We start from the raw sequence: 21,820 nt of genomic DNA, 5'->3' as shown, positions 1-21,820 counted from the left end.
GTTGTCGAACTTATTCATGATGACCTCCCACTACGAGCGTCTCGTGGCGCGCGCTAGCGATAATTTTTTTCAGTTCAGGAATACAGGAGCCACAATTGGTCCCACATTTGAGCGTCGCACCCAATTGTTCAGCACTGTGGCAGCCACCACGTACCGCAGCAATAATCGGGATCTCCCCCACCGCAAAACAACTGCAGACGATAGTGCCCGTCAGCGTTTTTCTGTCTTGTCCACGCCCGGCAAGCAATGCCAATCGGGATGGGGCATCAAAAGAGGCCTTAGTAAATGCCGCGACCACCGCCTGTCTGTCGATCATCGGTGGCGAAGGCTGGCTATAAAACGCCAATTGTAAGACCCCCTCCTTCCATGCCAGCATACTCATCCCCGTCTCTCCCCTATCTGCACACTGAATGACCCATTGTTCGGTTGCGAACTGCTTGGCTATCCACCCTACCCAATCTTCGGGTTTTGTCGCATCCGCTAAAGTGAAGTGGGTCACGCCCGGTTGTGTAATTCGACTCCAGTAGGCTACTTGAGGGGGGGCGGTGGGGTCACGGCGTAAAAACACTTCGCCATACCATGCCGCCGTCCAGCGTTGGAGGCGAACGGGTGTATGCTTGCTTTCTGGTTGACCGGAAAGCGGATCGGTGTGCGCTGCAATTAAGGCATCGACCCGTGCTTGCTGACTAAACTGACTATTCCAATGCATAGGGACGAATAGGGTGCCACGGGCTTGTGAGCGATCCGGCTGGGCACGCAACAGCAACCAGCCGTGGGGCGATGATACCCGCAGTAAATCCCCCGACTGTGCGGCCGGGCAGTCGTCGGGATGAAACTGACAAAAAGGTTCACTGAGGTGTTGCATTAATCGCGCAGATTTACCGGTGCGAGTCATGGTGTGCCATTGATCCCGAATCCGCCCCGTATTCATAAGTAATGGGTAAGTAGCCGTTGGATGAGTGATCGGTAATCGCGGTGTAATAGGAATAAGCCGTGCCTTACCATCAGGATGATAAAATTTTCCATCGGTGAAGAGCCGTGTTAGCCCCTGCGGATGGCGCTCGTTAACCGGCCACTGTATCGGTAACATCTCATCCCACTGGGCATTGGAGAGGTGTGCTAATCCGCTAATATCAAAAGCACGCCGTCCCTGATTCTCGAACCCCGATAGTCGTGCATGTTCTCGAAAAATATCCGCCGGATGCTGATAGTTAAACGCCTCCCCAAACCCAAGCCGGCGCGCAACTTGGCTAATGATCCACCAATCCGCCTTCGCTTCGCCAGGTGGGGCGAGGAAATTACGTTGACGTGAAACACAGCGTACCGAATTAGTCACTGTGCCATTTTTCTCCCCCCACCCCAAGGCTGGTAAACAAATATGTGCAAGATGCGTAGTGTCGGTATCGCGCATAATGTCTGACACAATCACCAGCGGGCAACGAGACAGTCCAGCACGGACACGATCAGCATCAGGGAGCGAAACAACCGGATTGGTTCCCATAATCCATAGCGCCTTGACCTGCCCCACCTCTATCGCTCGAAACAGGTCGATAGCCGTTAATCCGGCAGTTTGTGCAACATTATCGCTGTGCCAAAAACGACCAACACGATCAATCTCCTCCGGCGTAAAACCCATATGCGCCGCCAGCTGATTAGCCAAACCACCGACTTCGCGGCCTCCCATCGCATTGGGTTGACCGGTTATCGAAAAGGGGCCACACCCTACTCGACCAATTTTACCGGTTGCCAAGTGCAGATTAATGATGGCATTACACTTATCTACGCCAGAAGTGGACTGATTAATCCCCATCGAATAGAGCGTGACCAAACGATCACTGTCTGCAATCCATTGATAAAAAAGCTGTAATTCAGTCGACGACAGACCACAAAAGGCGGCGGTTTTGGCTAACGTCCATGACTCAACTGCCGCCAGTGTCTGCGTTAATCCTTGAGTGTGCTGCTGTAAAAAGTTTTCGTCTAAGTGCTGCTGCTCGGCCATTGCCTGCAATGCCCCACAAAAAAGGGCGGCGTCACTGCCGGGACGTAAAGCTAAATGCAGATCGGCAATATCACAGGTTGCTGTCTGACGCGGATCAATAACCACAATACGCATCTCAGGCCGTGTTTTCTTCGCGAGTGCCAATCGTTGATAGACTACCGGATGTGCCCACGCCGTATTGGAACCGGTCAGGATCACACAATCTGCCTGTTCGAGATCTTGGTAGTCACAAGGCACAGCATCAGCACCAAAGGCACGCTTATAGCCGACCACGGCTGAGGCCATGCATAGCCGTGAATTCGTGTCCATGTTCCCAGCGCCAATAAAGCCTTTCATCAGCTTGTTGGCAACATAATAGTCCTCGGTAAGCAGCTGCCCGGAACCATAGAAGGCCACCGCCTGTGGACCATATTGTGCAATCACGGCTCGCAGCCCGTCAGCCACTGCATCAAGCGCTTGTGACCAACTAACCGCAAGACCATTTATTTCCGGTTGCAATAAACGCCCTTCCAATCCCAGCGTTTCACCCAACGAGCTGCCTTTAACACACAATCGCCCAAGATTAGCGGGGTGCGTCATCTCGCCGTGCGCGACAAATTCAGCTTCCTGAGGCTGCATACGGACGCCGCATCCTACGCCACAATAGGCGCAGGTCGTGGTCACTGCGCTAGCGGAGTGACTCATAGGCTAACCTGATGGATAACATCGGCGTGCTGCTCGCCCGGTTGCAACATATGCGGCTTTACCCATACTCGCCCGTCATCAATTTTTACCGGCCAAACCTCTAGTGCGGTCTGCGCAGCATCGACACTGCTACCATCAAGGAGGCTAAAGCGCTGCTTATAAAGTGGCGAGATCACTACCGGCTCCCCTTTAACATCGCCCACTAATCCACGGGCTAGCACGTTGGCATCACTGTCCGGTTCATGGTTGCTTAAAGCAAAGACTTTCTGTGGATGTTCAGGTAGATGGAATAAGGCAATCTGTTGTCCGGCCAATCTGGCAGCCATACCTGCGTTGTTGGGGATCTCATCTAATGCACAGATGTCCACCCACTCATCAACAGCTGTTGTTGCGATGCGCTTTAAGCCTAGGGCCAAACGCTCTTCATGCGTGGCGGGGCGATTTTGCTCACGCTCCTGCACCATGACGATGGCTTCGTCCGGTTCTTCACTGTTCACAAAGGGTTTAAACAGCGCCAAACGATCTGGATCGGCAAGGGTGGTTTGCCACTCACACTGATAAGTGCCAACCACCTGACTCATCTCATCTTCAAGGTCGGTAGCAATATGCAAACTATCTTCGAGCACGACTTGGCGTAGATACGCTATCCCACCTTCAAGATTATCCATCCAGGTACTGGTGCGCTGCAAACGATCGGCGGTACGAATATAGAACATCAAAAAGCGGTCAACCGTACGAATAAGTGCTTCAGTGCTCATATCTTGTGCCAGTAGCTCGGCATGACGCGGTTTCATTCCCCCATTGCCACAGACATAAAGGTTCCAGCCCTTATCCGTAGCGATCACGCCGACATCTTTACTCTGCGCTTCAGCACATTCGCGGGTACAGCCTGAAACCGCCATTTTAATTTTATGCGGAGCGCGAAGCCCCTTATAACGACTCTCGAGTTGCAGCGCGAGTGATGTTGAATTTTGGACGCCATAGCGACACCAGGTCGACCCCACACAGGATTTTACCGTGCGTAACGATTTCCCATAAGCATGGCCGGTTTCAAAACCTGCATCGATCAATTGCTGCCAAATAGCCGGTAACTGTTCGAGACGAGCACCAAATAAATCAATACGTTGCCCTCCGGTAATTTTCGTATAGAGGTTGTATTGCTTAGCAACCTTACCGATGGCCATCAAGCCTTCAGGCGTGATTTCACCCGCCGGGACACGCGGCACTACCGAATAAGTCCCATCTTTCTGGATATTCGCGAAGAAGCGGTCGTTGGTATCTTGTAAAGGTAAATGCTGGGGTTTGAGAAGGTAATCATTCCAACACGAGGCGAGAATCGATCCCACTAACGGCTTACAAATTTCACAGCCGTGACCCTGACCATACTGACTTAATAATGCATCCCACGTCCGAATATGACCGAGGCGAACCAGATGATAGAGCTCTTGGCGCGAATAAGCGAAATGCTCACAAACATCCTTCTTCACTTCAACACCCTGCTCAGTCAGGGCAAACTCCATCACCTGTTTGGTCAATGCGGCACAACCCCCGCAACCTGTTGCTGCACGCGTACAGGCCTTAATCGCAGCCATGTCGCCACAGCCCCCTTTAACCGCCTCACAAATATCAGCTTTACTCACGTTATGACATGAGCAAATCTGTGCACTCTCTGGCAAGGCAGCGACACCTAATGTTTGCGGTGCAGCGCCTGCGCTGGCAGGTAAAATTAATTGTTCAGGATGGCGAGGTAATGGCATATCGTTTAGCATCATTTGCAGTAGCGTACTATATTCACTGCTGTCGCCAACCAGTACAGCGCCCAGTAGACGTTTGCCGTCTTGCGACACTACGATTTTTTTGTAGACTTCGCCTGGTCCATTAATCCAGCTGTAGCTCTGGCTACCCGGTGTTCGACCATGCGCATCCCCTATCGATGCGACCTCGACGCCCAATAGCTTGAGTTTAGTGCTCATATCCGCACCGTTAAAAGCAACTTCGCTGCCGGACAGCGTCTGAGCCAAGGTACGAGCCATTTGATAGCCGGGAGCAACCAAACCGAAGATTTGTCCCTTCCATAGCGCACATTCACCGATAGCAAAAATCGCGGGATCAGACGTGCGACACTGATCATCAATCACTATTCCGCCCCGAGGCCCTACCGCCAAGCCACAGGCTGTTGCCAAACGATCGTTGGGTCGGATCCCTGCTGAAAATACAATCAAGTCGGTTTCCAAATGGCTACCATCGGCAAACTCCATACGATAGAGGCACGTCTCACCGGCGACGATCTGTTGGGTCGCTTTGTCTGTGTGTACCTGTACCGCTAATGCCTCAACCTTACGGCGCAGCATCGCGGCTCCCTCATCATCCAGTTGCACGCCCATAAGACGTGGAGCAAACTCGACCACATGCGTTTCTAGACCAAGATGCTTGAGCGCATTAGCCGCTTCAAGTCCTAATAAGCCACCCCCTACAACTACCCCTACCTTGCCCTGTTCCGCACTGGCTTTGATCGCTGCCAAGTCGTCAAGGGTGCGATAGACCTGACATCCCGGTAGGTCATTTCCTGCAATAGGTGGGACAAAGGGATAGGAGCCGGTGGCCAGGACTAAGCGATCGTAGGGTGTCTCGTGCCCGTGTTGGTCAATCACCACACGCCTGCGCGTATCAATGTGTTCGATGCGTTGACCCAGTCGCAGTTCAATACCGGTTGTCTTAAAAAAACCCTCCTCCACCATCGATAATGACTCAGCACTGCGTCCAGAAAATAGCTCGGAGAGGTGTACGCGATCATAAGCTGGCGAATTTTCATCCGAAAAAACAATGATTTGGTAATCTAAATGTTGCTTATGTTCAACCAGCTGTTGCAAGAAATGGTGACCTACCATACCGTGCCCGACCATGACTACTATGGGTGTAGACATTGCAATGCTCCTCGTCACCTTAAGGGGTAACTGTTCTGTTTTGGTTAATTGAGATTCAACAACATGGGATACCTCTACCGGACTGAACAAGCGGGTCGAATCGGTGAGGGAGTCAGGATGTTCAAGGGAAGATAAATACCCAGCGCTATCACTCGTATCGCCCCACAGCAAGACACCTTTTAGTTGGTTATCGCGAAATAACAGGCGACGATAATGGCCTTCAAAAGGATCAAAAGTGCTGTGGACTTGATCAGCGTCTCCACCCGTTAGCTCCCCAACACTAAATAGGTTTAGACCCGTGACTTTAAGACGTACTGGTAGATGACTTATTTTCGGTAACGTCGCCGGAAAACCGGCGAGATGTGCGGCTAGCGTCTCGGCCTGTTGCCAGCAAGGGGCAACCAGTCCGGGCGTAAGTTGGCCTGGCTGGCAACATTCACCAATCGCCGAAATACACGGATCAGAGGTTTGTAATGTGTGACTGACCAGTATGCCACGGTCACAGGCTAATCCTGCTGCCTGAGCCAGAGCGATATTGGGACGTACCCCAGCGGCGACTACCACACGCTCCGCGGGCAGACGCCGTCCATCATTGAGCATCACCGCCTGTACATGGTTATCGGTATTCCCCAAATAAGCGGCGGTATTTGCCTGTAATAATGTCTGCACACCGCGGAGTAACAAACTGTCGCTCAATAGCTTAGCCGCAAACGCATCGAGCTGCTGATCCATCAGGTGCGACCCTCGATGTAACAAAGTGACCGCCATACCACGCATCGCTAGCCCTACCGCAGCCTCAATCCCTAATACTCCCCCGCCAATGACCACGGCCGGTTGTCCGGCATACTGTTGATGCAAAATACCCTCGACATCCTGTTGACGACGAAAGCCATAAATACCGGCTAAGTCATTGCCGGGTAACGCAGGCATAAAAGGTTGCGAACCTGTAGCAATCACCAGATGGTCATAGGCAAGTATATGTTCGCCCGCCTGAATTTTTCGGGTATCACGGCAGATGGCGCTTACTGTCACGCCACGAAGCAGTGTGACATTATGACGCGCGTACCACTCAACATCATGGGTGATGATCTCCGAGAAAGACTTCTCTGCGGACAATACGGGGGTTAACAATATACGGTTGTAGGCAGTGTGGGGTTCGTCACCCACCACCACAATATGAAATTGTCCTGCCGCATGTTGGCATAACCGTTCGACGAGCCTTATACCGGCCATGCCATTCCCAATCACGATCAGTGTAGGTCTATCCATTGCGACGATCCTGACTGTGCTATCAGGCTACTGCCCGATGTTTTTCATGAAGAAATTGCAACACTTGCTGACGGTATTGATGAAATAATGGGTCATTAGCTAGCGCTAGCCGCGAACGCGGTCGCTCTAGGTCGACATGTAAAATTTCACCGACCTTCGCCGCCGGACCGTTGGTCATCATCATAACTCTATCTGAAAGCAGCACAGCCTCATCAACATCATGAGTGATCAATAAAAGGGTGGTATTGAGTCGCCCTTGAATGTCCATAACCGCATCTTGTAGATGTGCACGAGTCAGCGCATCAAGTGCCCCAAAGGGTTCATCCATAAGCAATACTTTTGGCTTCATCGCTAACGCACGTGCAATGCCGACACGCTGTTTCATCCCGCCTGAAATCTCATTAGGACGCTTATCCATTGCATGCCCCATATGCACCAATTCAAGGTTAAGGACTATCCAATCGTGCATCTCAGATTTGCTCATCTCGCCCTTAAATACCTGCCTTACCGCCAATGCAACGTTGTCATAGGCTGATAGCCACGGAAGTAGCGAGTGATTTTGAAACACCACGCCACGCTCCGGTCCAGGGCCGATAATTTCTTGATTATCGCAAAGTAATACCCCTTCTGATGGCCGACTCAGTCCAGCAATGAGGTTGAGTAATGTTGATTTACCACACCCCGAATGGCCAATAAGGCTAACCGTTTCGCCTTTAGCGATAGCAAAACTCACGTTATCGAGGGCTAAAAATACCCCTTTCGGCGTAGCAAAACGTTGACTTACGTTCTCGACGCGGATAATACTTTTTTCCGTTTTCATCTCGGGCTCCTGTTATCGATTCTCATAACTAAAACGACGCGCTATCGCCATGAGGCCAAGCTCCAGCAGCATACCCACCACACCAATCAACAAAATGGCAACAATGATGTTTTCAACGTTAAGGTTGTTCCACTCATTCCAGATCCAAAAGCCGATACCTACGCCCCCCGTTAGCATTTCCGCCGCGACGATCACCAACCACGCAATCCCTATCGATAAGCGCACACCGGTTAGGATGTAGGGCAATACAGCAGGAAAGAGAATTTTTCGCATCACGGTGAATTCGCTCAGTTTCAGTACCCGTGCAACATTCAAGTAATCCTGTGGGATGCGCTTTACGCCCTCCGCGGTGTTAAGGATCATCGGCCAGATTGAGCAGATAAAAATCGTCCACGCCGACGCAGGCTCGGCACGCTGGAACAACAGCAAACCAATCGGTAACCATGCCAAAGGGCTGACGGGACGCAGCAGCGAAATAATGGGGTTAAACATGTTGGCCACAAACTGAAAACGACCGATCAGAAAGCCCGCAGGAATACCGACGATAACCGCTAAACCAAAACCGATAGCAACCCGTTTAAGCGAGGCTAATACGTTCCAACCGATACCCATATCATTGGGCCCCGCAATATAAAACGGGTCGGAAAATATCACCTTGGCCGCCTCCCAGGTTTTGAACGGCGTGGGGAACCCCTTGCTATTTAGGGCCGCAATCTGCCAAATAACCAGTAGCACAACTACGCCCAACAGACCGGGGATAATCTTTTGCATAACACGGCGTAAAACAGCCGACTTTCCCTCGCTAGCCGGCGATTTATCCACCTTCGTTTTTGCGGTCGTTCGCCCGACAACTTCTGTATTCACCGATTCCGCTAAGGTGACAGGGGTTTTTGAATGTGTAGACATCGTGAGCCTCTCTTAGCGTTTCATCGCAAAACTGTTGGCATACTCGGCAGGCTGACTGCCATCCCAAACTTTGCCATCCATTAACTTACTGCTTCGGCAATCACTAGACGGTAAAGCGATACCCCCAACCGCGCTGGCTGCCTGCTTATAGATATCAATACGGTTAATTTTTTTCGCAACAGCGAGATAGTCGGGCTCTTTATCGATCAGCCCCCAACGTTTTTGCTGGGTCAAAAACCACATACCGTCGGACAGATAGGGAAAGTTCACCGCGCCATCGTGAAAGAAACGCATGCTATGGGCATCTTTCCATTTTTTTCCAAGCCCATTTTCGTAGTCGCCAAGCATCCTTCCCTGAATGGTATCAACGGCCGTATTGATATAGGCGCGCTGCGCGACGACTTGCGAGGTTTCGATACGGTTAGCATCAGAGGTGTCAATCCAGCGTGATGCCTCAAGAACGGCGGCGGTCAAGGCTCGCGCGGCATTAGGATTGGCTGCCACCCATGAAGCCGTGGTACCGAGCACTTTTTCAGGATGATCGGGCCAAATAGCTTGGGACGTGATGGCCGTGAAACCAATCTCATCAATAATTGCCCGCTGGTTCCAAGGTTCGCCAACACAATAACCACTCATATTGCCAATTTTCATATTGACGACCATTTGTGGTGGCGGTACCACGACATTACGCACATCATTAAAGGGATGGATCCCTGCGTTGGCGAGCCAGTAATACAGCCACATCGCGTGGGTGCCTGTGGGGAATGTTTGTGCAAAGGTATAGGTACCTTTGGGGCTGGCATCGACCACTTTTTTAAGCGAAGCATCCTCGGTAACTCCGGCTTGCTGAAGTTGATGACTCAGAGTAATTGCCTGCCCATTATTATTAATCGTCATCAGCATCGCCATATCATGCTGTGGACCAGCAGCGCCTACTTGTAGACCGTAGACCAATCCGTAGAGAACATGGGCAGCATCAAGCTCACCGGAGATCAATTTGTCGCGAACAGAAGCCCAACTCGACTCTTTGCTTAGGATAATTTTGATCCCGTATTTCTCATCGAATTTTTTCACCGAGGCCATAACTACCGATGCGCAATCGGTAAGAGGAATAAACCCGACACGGATCTCTTTTTTTTCTGGCGCATCGGTGCCCGCCGCCCAGACACTATTCATAAAGCCGGGGATCATCATACTGCTACCGAGGGCAACGCTCCCGGCAAGAAAGCCACGGCGGCTGAACTGCCCGGAATATTTTTTGTCGTCTTGCTTCATTGCAGCTTCCTGTTAGGTTGAAAAATAGGCAAAAAAAAACGTCCAGTTAGCATTTAGTTTCCTAAACGCTAACGGACGCCATTATCCGTAACTCTCACTAAACCGCCGTTGGCTTAGTCGTTATCTATTAAGCGTAAATGCAGCTTATATGCCAACTTTCCAACTTATTGATATGTCGACGAGTAGCCGTTTTGTCATCGATACTTATGTCGGTTCGTGCACTGTATCAGAGCACAACCGGTTTTAGGTGGCACGCCGATAGTGCAGCCAGACCGCGCTTTTACGCTCCCCGCTTTGCCAAGATGTCAGCCACCGCAAACATCGCCTCAGTAATCTCCACAATCTTTTTATTCTGCTTCATTGCCATATCACGTAATGTCTTATGTGCCTGTTGCTCCGTCATACCGTGATGGTCGATTAATAACCCTTTAGCACGTTCCAGAAGTTTTCGTTCGGCAAGAGTGGCACGTAACACCGCCAATTCGGTATCTTGCGCTTGTAACTGTCGTGCCTGCTGTTCAACGAGCTCAAGAATAGATAGATTTAACTGCGGGGATAGGTGCGAGGCATAGTGATGATCAGCGAGTGGGATCTGCACAATCTCTTGGTTTTGCTGTTCATAGGCGGTCTGTGCATCCTGTAGACGTTGACGGCAACAGGCCATCAATACTGATTCTAGCTCATCCTCCAGCTGTTTCATCCCGTCAATACGTAACGTCGTTAATTCAAACCAGCGCAGCGCAGCATCGAGAGACTGAGTATTAGGTGTCGTTTGAGTACAGGCAATACGACGAAAACGTTCAAACTCGCTGCTGTCGCGACTTAATTGTTGTTGCCAAAGTGCAAGGCTACGCGTATCCGCAAACTGACTAAAGGTCTGAAAGCAACGCTCTTGGCCGTCAATTAACGCGATAAGCTGTTGATGCATGGCCGAGTCAAATTGACCAGCCGTAAAGCCCGCTGCCGCCAGCGCACGCTCCTGCCCCGCCAGCTCCTTACCTTGAATAAAACTGAACAATGCCAAGAGTGCTCGTGAAATGGAAGGGTCCCCCGAGGCATCGGCAGTTTCATAGACCAGTGCCAGTAAGGTGCTGATCACCTCGCAATACTGACGCATAGCCTGAGGTTGCGTGACCCTCTGCCTCTGAATGTTCTGGCGCAATAGCGGTAAGGTACTCAAACTATGCAATACAGCGGCGATGCGGCTGTACAAACGAGAAGGATTAGAAAGACTCAGTTCAGTCATATTCAGTGCTTGAAGGTGTTGGTCGACGGCTTGCTCCGCCGTTTGTACCTGTAAGCAATGGTCATTTAGGCGATCAGCCCAGGTTTCACCTTGCGAACATAAATAAATATTGGCGGTACCGCGCTCACGCTGCAGCATATGAATAAGTTGACTGACAGCGCCAACTAGCTTTCCCATCTGCAATAGCTGTTGCAAACAAGTAATTTCACTTTTCTTTGAGGCCTGAAGAAAATCAAGAGCAGTAAGCGCCATAAGTAAATCTAACCAAGGAAAACGATGTATCTCCGAAGCAAAAAATATGCCATTGAACGTGGTGGGTCGAAGGTTAGCCCTGCTGATGGTTAATTCATTGAATCCCGAGTATCCGATGACTCAAGGGGATGACTTGCTCTAATCACTTCCTTAAGGATAGGATGACCCGAAGATAGCCCTTTGCAGCGTTATCAAAAAAATGCTTAGGTAATAAGAAAGCATTTACCGTTAACTCAGTCAGCGATTTTCCCTTTCCACTGACAGTAAGCAAAACTACACTTATAACTTTGCGCTATTTACTCCCTAAAGGATCGTCTTTATGAAATCACGTGCTGCCGTTGCTTTTGCACCGAATCAACCGCTAGAAATTGTTGAAATTGATGTTGAATCCCCAAAAAGAGGGGAAGTATTAATTAAAAATACACACACTGGCGTTTGTCATACCGATGCCTTTACGCTTTCAGGGGAGGATCCGGAAGGTTTATTTCCGGTAGTATTGGGCCACGAAGGTGCAGGCGTGGTGGTTGAAGTCGGCGAAGGCGTCACCAGCGTACAAGTCGGTGACCACGTGATCCCACTGTATACCGCTGAGTGTGGCGAGTGTGAATTCTGCCAATCGGGTAAAACTAACTTATGTGTCGCCGTGCGTGAGACGCAAGGAAAAGGGGTGATGCCGGATGGCACAACCCGTTTTTCCTATCAAGGAAAACCTATTTATCACTATATGGGATGTTCAACCTTTAGCGAATACTCCGTCGTCGCCGAGGTTTCTCTTGCCAAAATTACGCCCGATGCCAATCACGAGCAGGTCTGTTTACTGGGCTGCGGTGTTACCACCGGTATCGGCGCCGTTCATAACACCGCTAAAGTGCAAGAAGGCGACTCTGTGGCGGTCTTTGGCCTTGGCGCCATCGGCTTAGCGGTGATCCAGGGGGCACGCCAAGCGAAGGCAGGTAAAATTATTGCGATTGATACTAACCCTGCGAAATTTGAACTGGCAAAACGCTTCGGCGCCACCGAGTGCATCAATCCGAAAGACCACGAAAAGTCGATTAAAGACGTCTTATTAGAGAAAAATAAATGGGGCATCGATCATACATTTGAGTGCATTGGTAATGTCGACGTTATGCGCCAAGCATTAGAGAGCGCACACCGTGGCTGGGGTCAATCAATCATTATTGGTGTGGCCGGTGCGGGCAAAGAGATTGCAACCCGTCCATTCCAGCTGGTCACCGGCCGTAGCTGGAAAGGCTCCGCCTTCGGCGGTGTAAAAGGTCGCAGCCAGTTACCCGGAATGGTGAAAGACGCGATGGCCGGAAAAATTGATCTCGCCCCTTTTGTCACCCACACCTTATCCTTAGATGAAATTAATCAGGCTTTCGATCTGATGCATCAAGGAAAATCCATTCGTACCGTGATCCGTTACTAAGGGGGCGAGGATGTCCACGTCTGATCTTTCTCGGCGAGAAAAACATTATGCCTTCGGCGGCTGGCAAGAAGTGTGGCAACACACCTCCCACACCCTGAACTGTATGATGAACTTCTCGGTTTACCTCCCGCCACAAGCGGCGACAGGCCCTGTTCCCGTCCTCTACTGGCTATCGGGATTGACCTGTAACGAGCAAAACCTGATCACTAAAGCTGGTTTTCAGCGCTACGCGGCTGAACTCGGAGTGATGGTGGTCGCTATGGATACCAGCCCACGCGGTAGTGACGTGGCGGATGATAGTGCTTGGGACTTGGGACAAGGCGCTGGCTTTTACATTAATGCGACTGAGCAGCCTTGGGCTAGCCACTTTCGGATGTATGAGTATGTCGTCGATGAATTACCGAATATCATTGCGGCGCATTTTCCAACCAATGGCCGACAAGCTATTGCTGGACACTCAATGGGGGGGCACGGCGCGTTAATGATCGCGCTTAAAAATCCGGGACGGTTTAGTAGCGTTTCCGCCTTTGCCCCGATCGTTGCGCCAAGCCGGGTAGCATGGGGGCAAAAAGCCTTTAATGCTTATCTGGGTCATGATACTCGCCACTGGCAGCAGTGGGATTCACTCTGCTTGGTAGAGCAGGGGCAACCCTTACCCCCTGCGTTAATCGATCAAGGCTTAGACGATCCTTTTTACCCGGAACAACTCACTACCGAGTTGTTGGAAACAGCCTGTCAAGCACGTGGAATGATCGCGCATTTCCGCTACCATGAACATTATGACCATAGCTACTATTTTATTAGCAGCTTTATTGAAGAACATATGCGCTTTCACGCCACAGCCTTACAGCTGTAAACGGCTAAACGGTTGATTAGTTGTACGTTTCGATGATAAAACCGCCAGTTGCACTACCAACTGGCATTTTTATTTTGACAAGTTACCACCCAAGCCGTACATTACGCCCCAAGCAATTCCTCTGTAGTTCAGTTGGTAGAACGGCGGACTGTTAATCCGTATGTCACTGGTTCGAGTCCAGTCTGAGGAGCCAAATTTAAGAAGCCAGATGTCACATGACGTCTGGTTTTTTTATTTTTATCAATGGGTTAACCGCATTGATCCGCATCCCTAAAAAAATCTCTAAACCCGATCATTGTGATGGTAAAGATGATGTCTCACGCAGCTATTTATCGGTATAAGTGGGATGCTTGGCTTTGGCGGCAGTAAACCCTGCTATATCCCCTTGCGTACGCGCTATATCAGCGGCTTGGTTGGATGCTCAAGCACCTCTGCCAACTTCTTTTTGAACTGCTCTCGGATGGTTGCTCCCAACTTTTTCCACTCTTTCAGTGCTCTCGGGTCAAAGACCAGTTCATAACTCATCCAGACTTACCCTGCCCCCTTTCTGTGGGTTTGCAAGGCGCTCCCCGACTGTTTTTATTAGTTCGCTCTCTGTATCGCTCACCGTGACTGCTTTAACCGGTATCCCCCCCTAATTATCACTGTATTTATAGGCGTATTAAGAGGGTTGGCATGAATATAGCGCGTCATTAACAACTCTGATCTATCATTACTCTATCGATCACTCATCATTTTTACTCTTCAATTAAAAAGTGGCTTGGCCGTGCCCGCTTGAATTCTGTAATTATCTCAATACCACGCGCCATCCCTGAGAACTTTTTATGTTGAAATACATAAAGGAAACCTCGACAACGATGAATCGTAGAAAATTTATTTCCTCCGCGGCAAGTTTGGCCGTATTAGCCTCCCCATCTGTCCGCGCAACCGGTAAAAACTTGACTACCTCTTCGCGCAACCCCCTCCCGCCCGTTAAAACGTCATCCGGAACTATTATTGGACAATCGCAAGCGGGAGGGGGACGGGTCTGGAAAGGTATTCCCTACGCCACACCGCCTATTGGCGATTTGCGGGGGCGATCACCTACGCCACTGCACTATCAACATTCCCCTATTTATGCCTTTGATTATGGGAATGAAGCGGTGCAAGTAGGCTTAGTCCCGAGTGATGATCAAAAACTGGCGGGGAGTGAGGACTGCTTGTATCTCAATATCTGGTCACCGGCCGTTACGGCTAATACACTTCCTGTCATCGTCTGGATACACGGGGGCGGCTTTGTACAGGGGTCGTCACTGGATGAGCCATTCGATGGCTCCGTTTATGCGCAGACCGGCGAAGTCGTTTTCGTCAGTATCAATTACCGTCTGGGAGGATTTGGTTATTTAATGCCGGGACGTTATGAAGGCTACTGCAATTTAGGTCTTGAAGACCAAATGGCAGCACTGCGCTGGATCAAAGCAAACATTGCTGAATTTGGTGGTGATCGCAATAATATTACCGTTATGGGCGAATCTGCCGGCGCTATGTCTATTGGAATTTTAGCCGGCACGCCCAGTGCAGCCGGATTATTTGATAAAGCGATTATTCAAAGCGGTGGGATGCGGCCGGTATGGACAAATGAAGACCGGCTAACAATGCAGTCGGCCCTCTGTCAGGAATTGAAGATTTCCGAAAACGAAATAGAGAAAATTTTCACACTCAGCACAGCAGAACTGAATAAGGCCTTTATTAACCTAGCCGCTAAATCGGGAAATCCTTTAATGGGTGGAGAGGCTTTCCACCCCGGAATAGATGGCGTCGTGTTGCCCGACCATCCGCTGAAAAATGTTAGACCTATTCCTCTACTGATCGGCCATTGTGCCAATGAAGGCCACTTATTTTTTGAAGTTGGCCCTAAAACCCTGACATCAGGCCTTGTAAGTAAAGTGCGAGATAAAGTAGGTGAAAATAAGTGGGCGACGATCCAAGACACTTACCAACGTAGCGCCGATCAGCCTGGCAACCAATGGGTAATAGATTTGTTCAGCGACTGCTTTGTCGGCGTTGCCTCACACAGACTCGCCCTCGCCGTCAAGGAAGTCGGCGGACAAGCTTGGTGCTACCGCTACGACTACAACAACGCAAGTAAGTTGGGCGCCACGCATGCTACCGATATTGCCTTGACCTTTGGACGTCCCGAGGGCACGCCGGCTCCATTACCCTGGACACCACAGACCCATTTATTGTCCTCAACGATGCGAGCCTCCTTTATCCATTTTGCTATTCATGGGGTTGCGAAAACCGCTGGGGTCGATGAGTGGCCCGAGTATGATAAAGACACCTTACACTTTGTCAGTTTTGATACGTCTGTTCAATTGAAACAGGATTTTCTTGGTAAGTCTCGACGCCAGGTCTGGGAAAATGTCAGTATTTATGCGGTGTGACGCACTAAATATCAGGATATTCGCTGATTTTAACCGCGGCGTTCACTAACGCCCGAGACCCGACTAAATAACCATCCTGTGGGTCTTGGTGGAAATCGGCGAAAGACTTAAGGGGGCGATGCCCCCTACTTTGTGGCAAAGCAGGCGATCCCACGTAATTAATAGGCCCTTTCGCTTCATTCCCCACCACGTTTCCATCACTCTTTAGGAAGACTCTGCGTACAAATATCCACAAAGGATTTAACATTGATATTGCCAACACTTGCGTTCCAGCAAAGATAAAGGGAAGTGGTGAATGGCGGTTCAGGAAGATTAAATACTGTCACATCATCACGAAGAGCAGCGCTTTTTGAAAACGGGATAAAGGTGATTCCCATACCTACTGCCGTCAAGTCAATGGCCGTGCTGACATCACGGGTCTTGATAATTTTCGTCGGCACGATTCCCTTTGATGCATACATCGCGAGTACCGCGCCAGCTAAGCCAATGCCAACCGGATCGTCCTGAATAATTAACGTCTCCTCTACTACATCCTGAAGTCCCACGTCCCCCCTCAGCCGTAGTGGATGTTCATCCGGCAGCACGAGGCTGAGGGGGGTTTCATGAATTTTTCGACAGGTTATCAGCCGCTGCTGAGGTACAGGCCCTCTAACTATCCCTAGATCTAACTCGCCCTCGCGAATAAGCCTAAACTGTTGCTCGACATTATATTCTTGTGGATCAATACGAATAAGGGGAAAACATTTATTGAAATTCCTTATTGCGCTGACTAACAACGGTTCAAGTACCGAAGTCCCCACATAACCCAGTCGTAAAAAACCGCGGCATCCCTGAGTCACCTCTCTAATGACTGTCTGCATGTTTTCTAAACGTTTTACTGTCCGTTCAGCTTCATCCAATAACAGTCGCCCTTCTGCCGTGAGGCTGACTGTTCTTTTATCTCTATCAAAAAGTGTGATCCCCCAACTTTTCTCTAGCGCCTGTATATGCTGGCTTAGTGCGGGCTGGGTGAGGCAGACTTCGGCAGCGGCCTTAGCGAAATGCAAATGTTTTGCTAAGGCGAGAAAAGAGTTGAGCTTGCGATAATCCATATACCTCCTAATAACGGTTACTTATTAAAAAACCCTAAATCCTAATTAGAAATTTATCATAGAGTTCTTTATTGTCATTAGATACACGATTTCACTCTCCAAAACGTGATGAGCGTAATCGTTGACATGACAAAGGCAACGGTTCTCGTCTTAGAGTAAGCCTTATGCACAGACTCGCCCTTAACGCTGAAATGAGTCGTCATCTTCGCCGAAAACACCCGCTTGCTTGCCTATCATGACTCGGGGATCAAGCCGTTACGTGCTCTATAAATGAAAAATCATGCCATGTCGCTGAAAACGCTGGCGGACATTTGTAATAGTGATTCAGAAAAAGACCGTAACCGCGCGATGGAGATCCTGGGTAACGCGCGGCAAAACGCCATATACGTTTATCGCAATACCTAGGCACCAGTAGAGACGCACTCGTTACGACATCACTTTTCTCACACCCCCTGTTAGGAGAAACAATGACAGACATGACACGCTCCACGGAAAACCATGAGAATTATGACCTTCGCTCTGTTATCGAACGGCTGAAAAAATATGATAACGAGTATGTGGAAACGAATGAACCTGTCGACCCTGCGGCCGAGCTATCAGGTGTCTATAGGTATGTGGGGGCGGGCGGAACGGTAATGCGTCCGACACGCACCGGACCCGCGATGGTATTTAATAAAATAAAAGGCTATGACGACTTTCGCGTGCTTATTGGGCTTCTCTCTTCCCGCCAACGCGTAGCCAGAATATTGGGGGCTCCTAAGGAGGAGCTTGCCCGCCTTTTACGCGATGCAGTGCATAAAGCTATCGACCCGATTGTGATTGCGAACGAACAAGCTGTATGCCAAGAAGTTATTCATCTTGCTTCAGATGAGGGCTTTGACCTACGAACCTTACTGCCCGCACCCACCAATACCCCAGAAGATGCCGGTCCCTATTTCACGATGGGGATGTGTTATGCGGCCGATCCGCAAACGGGCGAACATGATGTCACCATCCATCGTCTTTGCGTACAGGGGAAAGATGAAATTTCAATGTACTTTGTACCCGGTCGACATCTCGACCAATTCCGAATCAAAGCGGAGCAGGCTGGCAATGCCCTTCCTATCACTATCAGTATCGGCGTTGATCCGGCGATTGAGATCGGTGCCTGCTTTGAACCCCCCACAACACCACTCGGCTTTGATGAACTTTCGATTGCCGGTGGATTACGTGGACGTGCGGTTGAGCTTGTGCAAGGGGTAGCCGTCAATGCACGCGCCATTGCCAATGCTGAGGTAGTGATAGAAGGCGAATTGATACCCGATTATCGAGTACGGGAAGATCAACATACGAATACCGGGAAAGCTATGCCTGAATTCCCAGGCTATACCGGCGACGCGCAGGCGGCGGTACCGGTTATTAAGGTGAAGGCTGTTACGCATCGCAAACACCCGATCCTCCAAACCTGTATCGGCCCTAGTGATGAACATACTAATCTTGCGGGCATTCCGACCGAGGCAAGTATTCTTGGAATGGTTGAACGCGCGCTGCCCGGCTTAGTAAAAAATGTTCACTGCCCTTCACCCGGCACGGGAAAATATATGGCCGTCCTACAAATTAATAAGCGCAGCTTACAGGATGAGGGACGTCAACGTCAGGCCGCTTTGCTAGCATTCTCAGCATTTTCAGAGCTTAAACATGTTTTTCTCGTGGATGAGGATGTTGATATCTTTGATTTAAATGATGTTATCTGGGCGATGACCACCCGTTATCAGGGAGATGCTGATACCATCTTTATTCCCGGCGTGCGTTGCCATCCCCTTGATCCGTCACAAGATCCCGCATTTAGTAGCTCCATACGCGCCCATGGGATCACCTGTAAGACTATTTACGACTGTACGGTTCCTTATCACCTTAAGGCTAATTTTCAACGGTCGCAATTTATGGAGGTCGATGTCGACCGCTTCTTGCCGGGATTTAGCAACCTGACTCAATAGCTAAAATCGTATAATGATACATGGTGATAGGCAGTAACCCCTTACCAAGCCCGGTGATACCGGGCGAATTGTTGTGGATGATCCCTAGAGGTCGTATCGCGACTGAGCCTATTTGTTGATTTTCTCTAGCGCTTTATCGAATTTGTCCGAAGATGTGACACTCAAGGAGCTCTTCTCAACAACAGCTTGCTGCGACGTTCACCCGAACAGATTACACCATTTTTCCCTGCACATTCCGAGAGTTAGAACAATTTTTTCCCTACTATATTTACCGAGTCAGCTATTTTTTCCCGACGCGCATTTTCAGCCTGCAACACACTACCACCTTGCCGTGGCATCACACTTGCACCCGAGTATGTTAACAACATTGCTGTCCCTGTCATGACTCGATTTTAGCCGCAACCCGTGCGGGCGGCATAGCGCCCGCTCGCGCCCTTTGGCACGGCCGCATAACCGGGTATTGAGTTGTGCATGACGACGCCACACTGGGGCGTTGGCTGGCGAGACGGGAAAGAGCAAAAAGGAACGACTGCGAGCCGCCGCCGGGCGGGCACGGGACAACTTAACTTACAGAGACCTTACGGGCTATCCGGCGATACGGGAGGCCAGCATCGAGCTGTGTGGATCAACGTCATTATCCAGACGGTATCAGTCCTTTCATCCAGCTCGTAGATAAGCCGGTAATGTTCATGAGGTATCAGCTCCCGCGTGCCAACTATTTTTCCCAGCGTACCTTCATACCTTGCCTGCTGCTCTGCCTCGCCGCTCTGCGAACAACCTTTCAACCTCTTCGTTATCCATTCCTTCACTTGACCGAATGGACTGACGCCCTTTCTCCACTTTTTGTTCTAGGTATAGATCATAAGCCCGACTTTCGCTCTGTCGCCGGATATATTCTCGCATCAGTTCACGTATTACCTGAGAGGCCAGTCTGTCACTGGCTTTAGCGGCGGCGATAAAGTCTTCCCGCAAGGAACTTTCCAGCTTCATTGTGAACACTGATTCTTTCGGCATGGTTGTTTCTCCTATCCCGCTTAAGTACTGATCAAGTACATACTCTATCATTACTTACGACCCATCTTGTTTATTTTTTGTTCGCCTATCTGCTCCACCGGATGCGTACTCGTATAGCGGTTTTATTCACCTCACCAGAGGTCGTTTGGCAATGGATTTCCTCGGCCAAGTAAGGTGCGGTTCCGCTTGCCAATGCCTTAGCGATTAGCGTGCTGAACGGCAAGGGGATATGGCTGGAACTTAAGCCGCTTTGAGCTGAGGCTACAAAGAAAAATACCAACCTGAGGGTTAGGATTTGATTCATTTATGCTGGAAATTGTAGTGCTCAGGCACCTGATAATCCTCAGGAATATCAGGCCATATGGATTCCTTTAAAAAACTATCGGCATCGTCTTTAAAAGTTTCAAAAAAACTTGATAACCCCATTGCATATACTCTTATGTACACTAATGACGCTTGTATTGCCACTTTATCATTATTTACTTTAGCCTTATTAAGCAAATCTTTTGCATCTTTAAAACATTGAAAATTTCGCTCAAATAAAGCATCAAGATCATCTGTATAATCTATAAGTAGATCACCCTGATCTATTGGTGACTTAGCTATTACTTCTGACAAAGATAAAAATGTATTTTTAAGATCGTTAAAAAATATATCATTACTCATTTTGCAAGCCTCCGCCCCTCCGCTTCCTTAGTTTTGTTAACGTTCACTGAGCCATCAAGATTTAAAAAAAACTAAAATTGCCTTTACTATCAAAAACCTCCAAATTATTTTTGTGCACTCCATCCAGATAAAACTGATCACCTTTACGAATATTTTCGTTGATATTACCAGAAGACTTATAAACCGTTTGACCCTGATAAATTTTACTGGTTTTCTGAGCAGCCTCTTTCATTTGACTACCAAAACCCGGCTGCTTGAAGAACTCCCCCATATTTCCCACAGCACCGGCATTAGGCACATGCGGCACTTTTCCGGCCATCTCCAGCCTGTCAGGCACTTTCCCTTTTTTACTAACCAGCGCCCGGACGATTTCCACTGATACCGTCATCGTATCGTAGCGGGTTTCAACATCCGACCAACTAAGCTTACCGCCGTTGGCATCAACGATACCTTTAATAACTACGTCACGGGTGATACTGTCAGGATCTAATCCTTTCAGGATGCTTTCAATATTTGCCTCATCCTGCGGATACAAATCTCTGTAAATCATCGAGTAAGTTATATTATCGCCATACTTCGCTAATGCAGACTGCGCCTCGTTAACCAGCCCGCCACAGGCCGCGCTGCCTTTATTACCCTACGTACACGCATCTTTAATGGCCTGATCGCGGTCTTTATCCGTCTGTTTTATTCCGGCCAGCTCTTTCTCTTCTGCGGGTGTCAGCGGCTCCTTCAGTGTATCGCGTTTCTGCTCCAGTGCTTTCTTACGCTCGGCTTCATCCACACTCAGCCAGTTATTCTCAACAATATGTTCGTGATCGCATTAAGCATCAGTCTTTACCATCGATTATCCTTAAAGGCCACTGGATACAGGCGCTGGGATTTGAGACGGACAGGAAGGTTGAAGTCAGTTATCAGCAGGGAGAACTGATTATACGGCTGGCTGAGGAGTGATTAGTCAGTAAAACGATCCCGGCTTGATGGCCGGGA

The 21,820-nt window shown here is 49.6% G+C and carries 18 protein-coding genes, 1 tRNA gene and 1 pseudogene; 8 read left to right on the top strand and 12 right to left on the bottom strand.

Going from position 1 to position 21,820, the window contains the following annotated elements:
- Nucleotides 1-10 precede the first annotated feature (10 nt).
- The 6 genes from HGT73_RS13080 to HGT73_RS13055 form a co-directional block, all read right to left on the bottom strand.
- Nucleotides 11-2,683 (bottom strand): nitrate reductase, encoded by a 2,673-nt coding sequence (locus HGT73_RS13080; RefSeq protein WP_214215697.1) that lies wholly within the window; start codon nt 2,681-2,683, stop codon nt 11-13.
- Nucleotides 2,680-6,876 carry a nitrite reductase large subunit NirB gene (nirB, locus tag HGT73_RS13075; RefSeq protein ID WP_214215695.1) on the bottom strand — a complete coding sequence of 1,399 codons (4,197 nt, stop codon included), beginning with the start codon at nt 6,874-6,876 and terminating at the stop codon, nt 2,680-2,682. Before nirB ends, HGT73_RS13080 begins: the two co-directional genes overlap by 4 nt.
- Nucleotides 6,877-6,898: 22 nt before the next feature.
- Nucleotides 6,899-7,696: an ABC transporter ATP-binding protein gene (locus tag HGT73_RS13070; RefSeq protein WP_214215693.1), complete on the bottom strand. Its 798-nt coding sequence runs from the start codon at nt 7,694-7,696 to the stop codon at nt 6,899-6,901.
- Between the two features lie 12 nt (nt 7,697-7,708).
- Nucleotides 7,709-8,602 (bottom strand): nitrate ABC transporter permease, encoded by an 894-nt coding sequence (gene ntrB / locus HGT73_RS13065; protein ID WP_214215691.1) that lies wholly within the window; start codon nt 8,600-8,602, stop codon nt 7,709-7,711.
- Nucleotides 8,603-8,614: 12 nt separating this feature from the next.
- Nucleotides 8,615-9,877, bottom strand: a complete 1,263-nt coding sequence (locus HGT73_RS13060; protein WP_214215689.1) for a CmpA/NrtA family ABC transporter substrate-binding protein — start codon at nt 9,875-9,877, stop codon at nt 8,615-8,617.
- Between the two features lie 280 nt (nt 9,878-10,157).
- Nucleotides 10,158-11,375 carry a nitrate regulatory protein gene (locus HGT73_RS13055; protein WP_214215687.1) on the bottom strand — a complete coding sequence of 406 codons (1,218 nt, stop codon included), beginning with the start codon at nt 11,373-11,375 and terminating at the stop codon, nt 10,158-10,160.
- Between the two features lie 319 nt (nt 11,376-11,694).
- Between HGT73_RS13055 and HGT73_RS13050 the strand changes: the two genes are divergently transcribed.
- The 4 genes from HGT73_RS13050 (at nt 11,695) to HGT73_RS14965 (ending at nt 14,001) form a co-directional block, all read left to right on the top strand.
- A complete protein-coding gene (locus HGT73_RS13050; protein ID WP_214215685.1) occupies nt 11,695-12,804 on the top strand; it encodes an S-(hydroxymethyl)glutathione dehydrogenase/class III alcohol dehydrogenase in 1,110 nt (369 codons plus the stop codon).
- Between the two features lie 10 nt (nt 12,805-12,814).
- On the top strand, nt 12,815-13,660 hold the full coding sequence (fghA, locus tag HGT73_RS13045) for an S-formylglutathione hydrolase (protein ID WP_214215683.1): 846 nt from the start codon (nt 12,815-12,817) through the stop codon (nt 13,658-13,660).
- 117 nt (nt 13,661-13,777) lie between these two features.
- A tRNA-Asn gene (locus tag HGT73_RS13040) sits at nt 13,778-13,853 on the top strand.
- Nucleotides 13,854-13,875: 22 nt separating this feature from the next.
- Nucleotides 13,876-14,001, top strand: coding sequence for a hypothetical protein (locus HGT73_RS14965; protein ID WP_276516256.1), 126 nt, complete (start codon nt 13,876-13,878; stop codon nt 13,999-14,001).
- A 73-nt stretch (nt 14,002-14,074) separates the two neighbouring features.
- Here the strand turns inward: HGT73_RS14965 and HGT73_RS13035 are convergent.
- Nucleotides 14,075-14,185, bottom strand: a pseudogene (locus tag HGT73_RS13035) (type II toxin-antitoxin system RelE family toxin); the annotation flags it as partial.
- A gap of 332 nt (nt 14,186-14,517) precedes the next feature.
- On the opposite strand from HGT73_RS13035, the gene HGT73_RS13030 reads away from it, so the two are divergent.
- Entirely contained in the window at nt 14,518-16,083 is a 1,566-nt protein-coding gene (locus HGT73_RS13030) for a carboxylesterase/lipase family protein (RefSeq protein WP_214215682.1), read from the top strand.
- Nucleotides 16,084-16,280: 197 nt separating this feature from the next.
- On the opposite strand, the gene HGT73_RS13025 is transcribed toward HGT73_RS13030, so the two are convergent.
- Nucleotides 16,281-17,174, bottom strand: a complete 894-nt coding sequence (locus HGT73_RS13025) for a LysR family transcriptional regulator (protein WP_214215681.1) — start codon at nt 17,172-17,174, stop codon at nt 16,281-16,283.
- Nucleotides 17,175-17,641: 467 nt separating this feature from the next.
- On the opposite strand from HGT73_RS13025, the gene HGT73_RS13020 reads away from it, so the two are divergent.
- Nucleotides 17,642-19,150, top strand: a complete 1,509-nt coding sequence (locus HGT73_RS13020; protein WP_214215680.1) for a UbiD family decarboxylase — start codon at nt 17,642-17,644, stop codon at nt 19,148-19,150.
- 471 nt (nt 19,151-19,621) lie between these two features.
- On the top strand, nt 19,622-19,822 hold the full coding sequence (locus tag HGT73_RS15110; RefSeq protein WP_214215679.1) for a hypothetical protein: 201 nt from the start codon (nt 19,622-19,624) through the stop codon (nt 19,820-19,822).
- Nucleotides 19,823-19,885: 63 nt separating this feature from the next.
- Here HGT73_RS15110 and HGT73_RS13010 read toward each other — a convergent pair whose 3' ends face one another.
- The 4 genes from HGT73_RS13010 to HGT73_RS12995 form a co-directional block, all read right to left on the bottom strand.
- Nucleotides 19,886-20,164 carry an antitoxin of toxin-antitoxin stability system gene (locus HGT73_RS13010; RefSeq protein ID WP_214215678.1) on the bottom strand — a complete coding sequence of 93 codons (279 nt, stop codon included), beginning with the start codon at nt 20,162-20,164 and terminating at the stop codon, nt 19,886-19,888.
- 300 nt (nt 20,165-20,464) lie between these two features.
- Nucleotides 20,465-20,830, bottom strand: a complete 366-nt coding sequence (locus HGT73_RS13005) for a hypothetical protein (protein WP_214215677.1) — start codon at nt 20,828-20,830, stop codon at nt 20,465-20,467.
- 61 nt (nt 20,831-20,891) lie between these two features.
- Complete coding sequence (locus HGT73_RS14870) at nt 20,892-21,380, bottom strand: hypothetical protein (RefSeq protein ID WP_244968570.1); 489 nt, start codon at nt 21,378-21,380, stop codon at nt 20,892-20,894.
- Nucleotides 21,381-21,467: 87 nt separating this feature from the next.
- Complete coding sequence (locus tag HGT73_RS12995) at nt 21,468-21,614, bottom strand: hypothetical protein (RefSeq protein WP_214215746.1); 147 nt, start codon at nt 21,612-21,614, stop codon at nt 21,468-21,470.
- On the opposite strand from HGT73_RS12995, the gene HGT73_RS12990 reads away from it, so the two are divergent.
- The gene (locus HGT73_RS12990; RefSeq protein ID WP_338111618.1) at nt 21,548-21,784 is read left to right on the top strand and encodes a SymE family type I addiction module toxin; all 237 of its coding nucleotides are present in this window, start codon (nt 21,548-21,550) and stop codon (nt 21,782-21,784) included. The two genes, HGT73_RS12995 and HGT73_RS12990, sit on opposite strands and share 67 nt — an antisense overlap.
- Nucleotides 21,785-21,820: the final 36 nt, after the last annotated feature.

The organism is Rosenbergiella australiborealis (genome assembly GCF_018494035.1).
Taxonomy (GTDB): Bacteria; Pseudomonadota; Gammaproteobacteria; order Enterobacterales; family Enterobacteriaceae; genus Rosenbergiella; species Rosenbergiella australiborealis.
The sequence above is the reverse complement of the archived record's forward strand: the minus strand, read 5'-3'. Positions and strand labels throughout refer to the sequence as shown.

Bases quoted from the DNA above. Each gene is read 5' to 3' on its own strand.
- HGT73_RS13080 (WP_214215697.1), bottom strand. From the start codon at position 2,683: ATGAGTCACTCCGCTAGCGCAGTGACCACGACCTGCGCCTATTGTGGC.
- nirB (WP_214215695.1), bottom strand. From the start codon at position 6,876: ATGGATAGACCTACACTGATCGTGATTGGGAATGGCATGGCCGGTATA.
- HGT73_RS13070 (WP_214215693.1), bottom strand. From the start codon at position 7,696: ATGAAAACGGAAAAAAGTATTATCCGCGTCGAGAACGTAAGTCAACGT.
- ntrB (WP_214215691.1), bottom strand. From the start codon at position 8,602: ATGTCTACACATTCAAAAACCCCTGTCACCTTAGCGGAATCGGTGAAT.
- HGT73_RS13060 (WP_214215689.1), bottom strand. From the start codon at position 9,877: ATGAAGCAAGACGACAAAAAATATTCCGGGCAGTTCAGCCGCCGTGGC.
- HGT73_RS13055 (WP_214215687.1), bottom strand. From the start codon at position 11,375: ATGGCGCTTACTGCTCTTGATTTTCTTCAGGCCTCAAAGAAAAGTGAA.
- HGT73_RS13050 (WP_214215685.1), top strand. From the start codon at position 11,695: ATGAAATCACGTGCTGCCGTTGCTTTTGCACCGAATCAACCGCTAGAA.
- fghA (WP_214215683.1), top strand. From the start codon at position 12,815: ATGTCCACGTCTGATCTTTCTCGGCGAGAAAAACATTATGCCTTCGGC.
- HGT73_RS14965 (WP_276516256.1), top strand. From the start codon at position 13,876: ATGACGTCTGGTTTTTTTATTTTTATCAATGGGTTAACCGCATTGATC.
- HGT73_RS13030 (WP_214215682.1), top strand. From the start codon at position 14,518: ATGAATCGTAGAAAATTTATTTCCTCCGCGGCAAGTTTGGCCGTATTA.
- HGT73_RS13025 (WP_214215681.1), bottom strand. From the start codon at position 17,174: ATGGATTATCGCAAGCTCAACTCTTTTCTCGCCTTAGCAAAACATTTG.
- HGT73_RS13020 (WP_214215680.1), top strand. From the start codon at position 17,642: ATGACAGACATGACACGCTCCACGGAAAACCATGAGAATTATGACCTT.
- HGT73_RS15110 (WP_214215679.1), top strand. From the start codon at position 19,622: ATGACGACGCCACACTGGGGCGTTGGCTGGCGAGACGGGAAAGAGCAA.
- HGT73_RS13010 (WP_214215678.1), bottom strand. From the start codon at position 20,164: ATGCCGAAAGAATCAGTGTTCACAATGAAGCTGGAAAGTTCCTTGCGG.
- HGT73_RS13005 (WP_214215677.1), bottom strand. From the start codon at position 20,830: ATGAGTAATGATATATTTTTTAACGATCTTAAAAATACATTTTTATCT.
- HGT73_RS14870 (WP_244968570.1), bottom strand. From the start codon at position 21,380: ATGATTTACAGAGATTTGTATCCGCAGGATGAGGCAAATATTGAAAGC.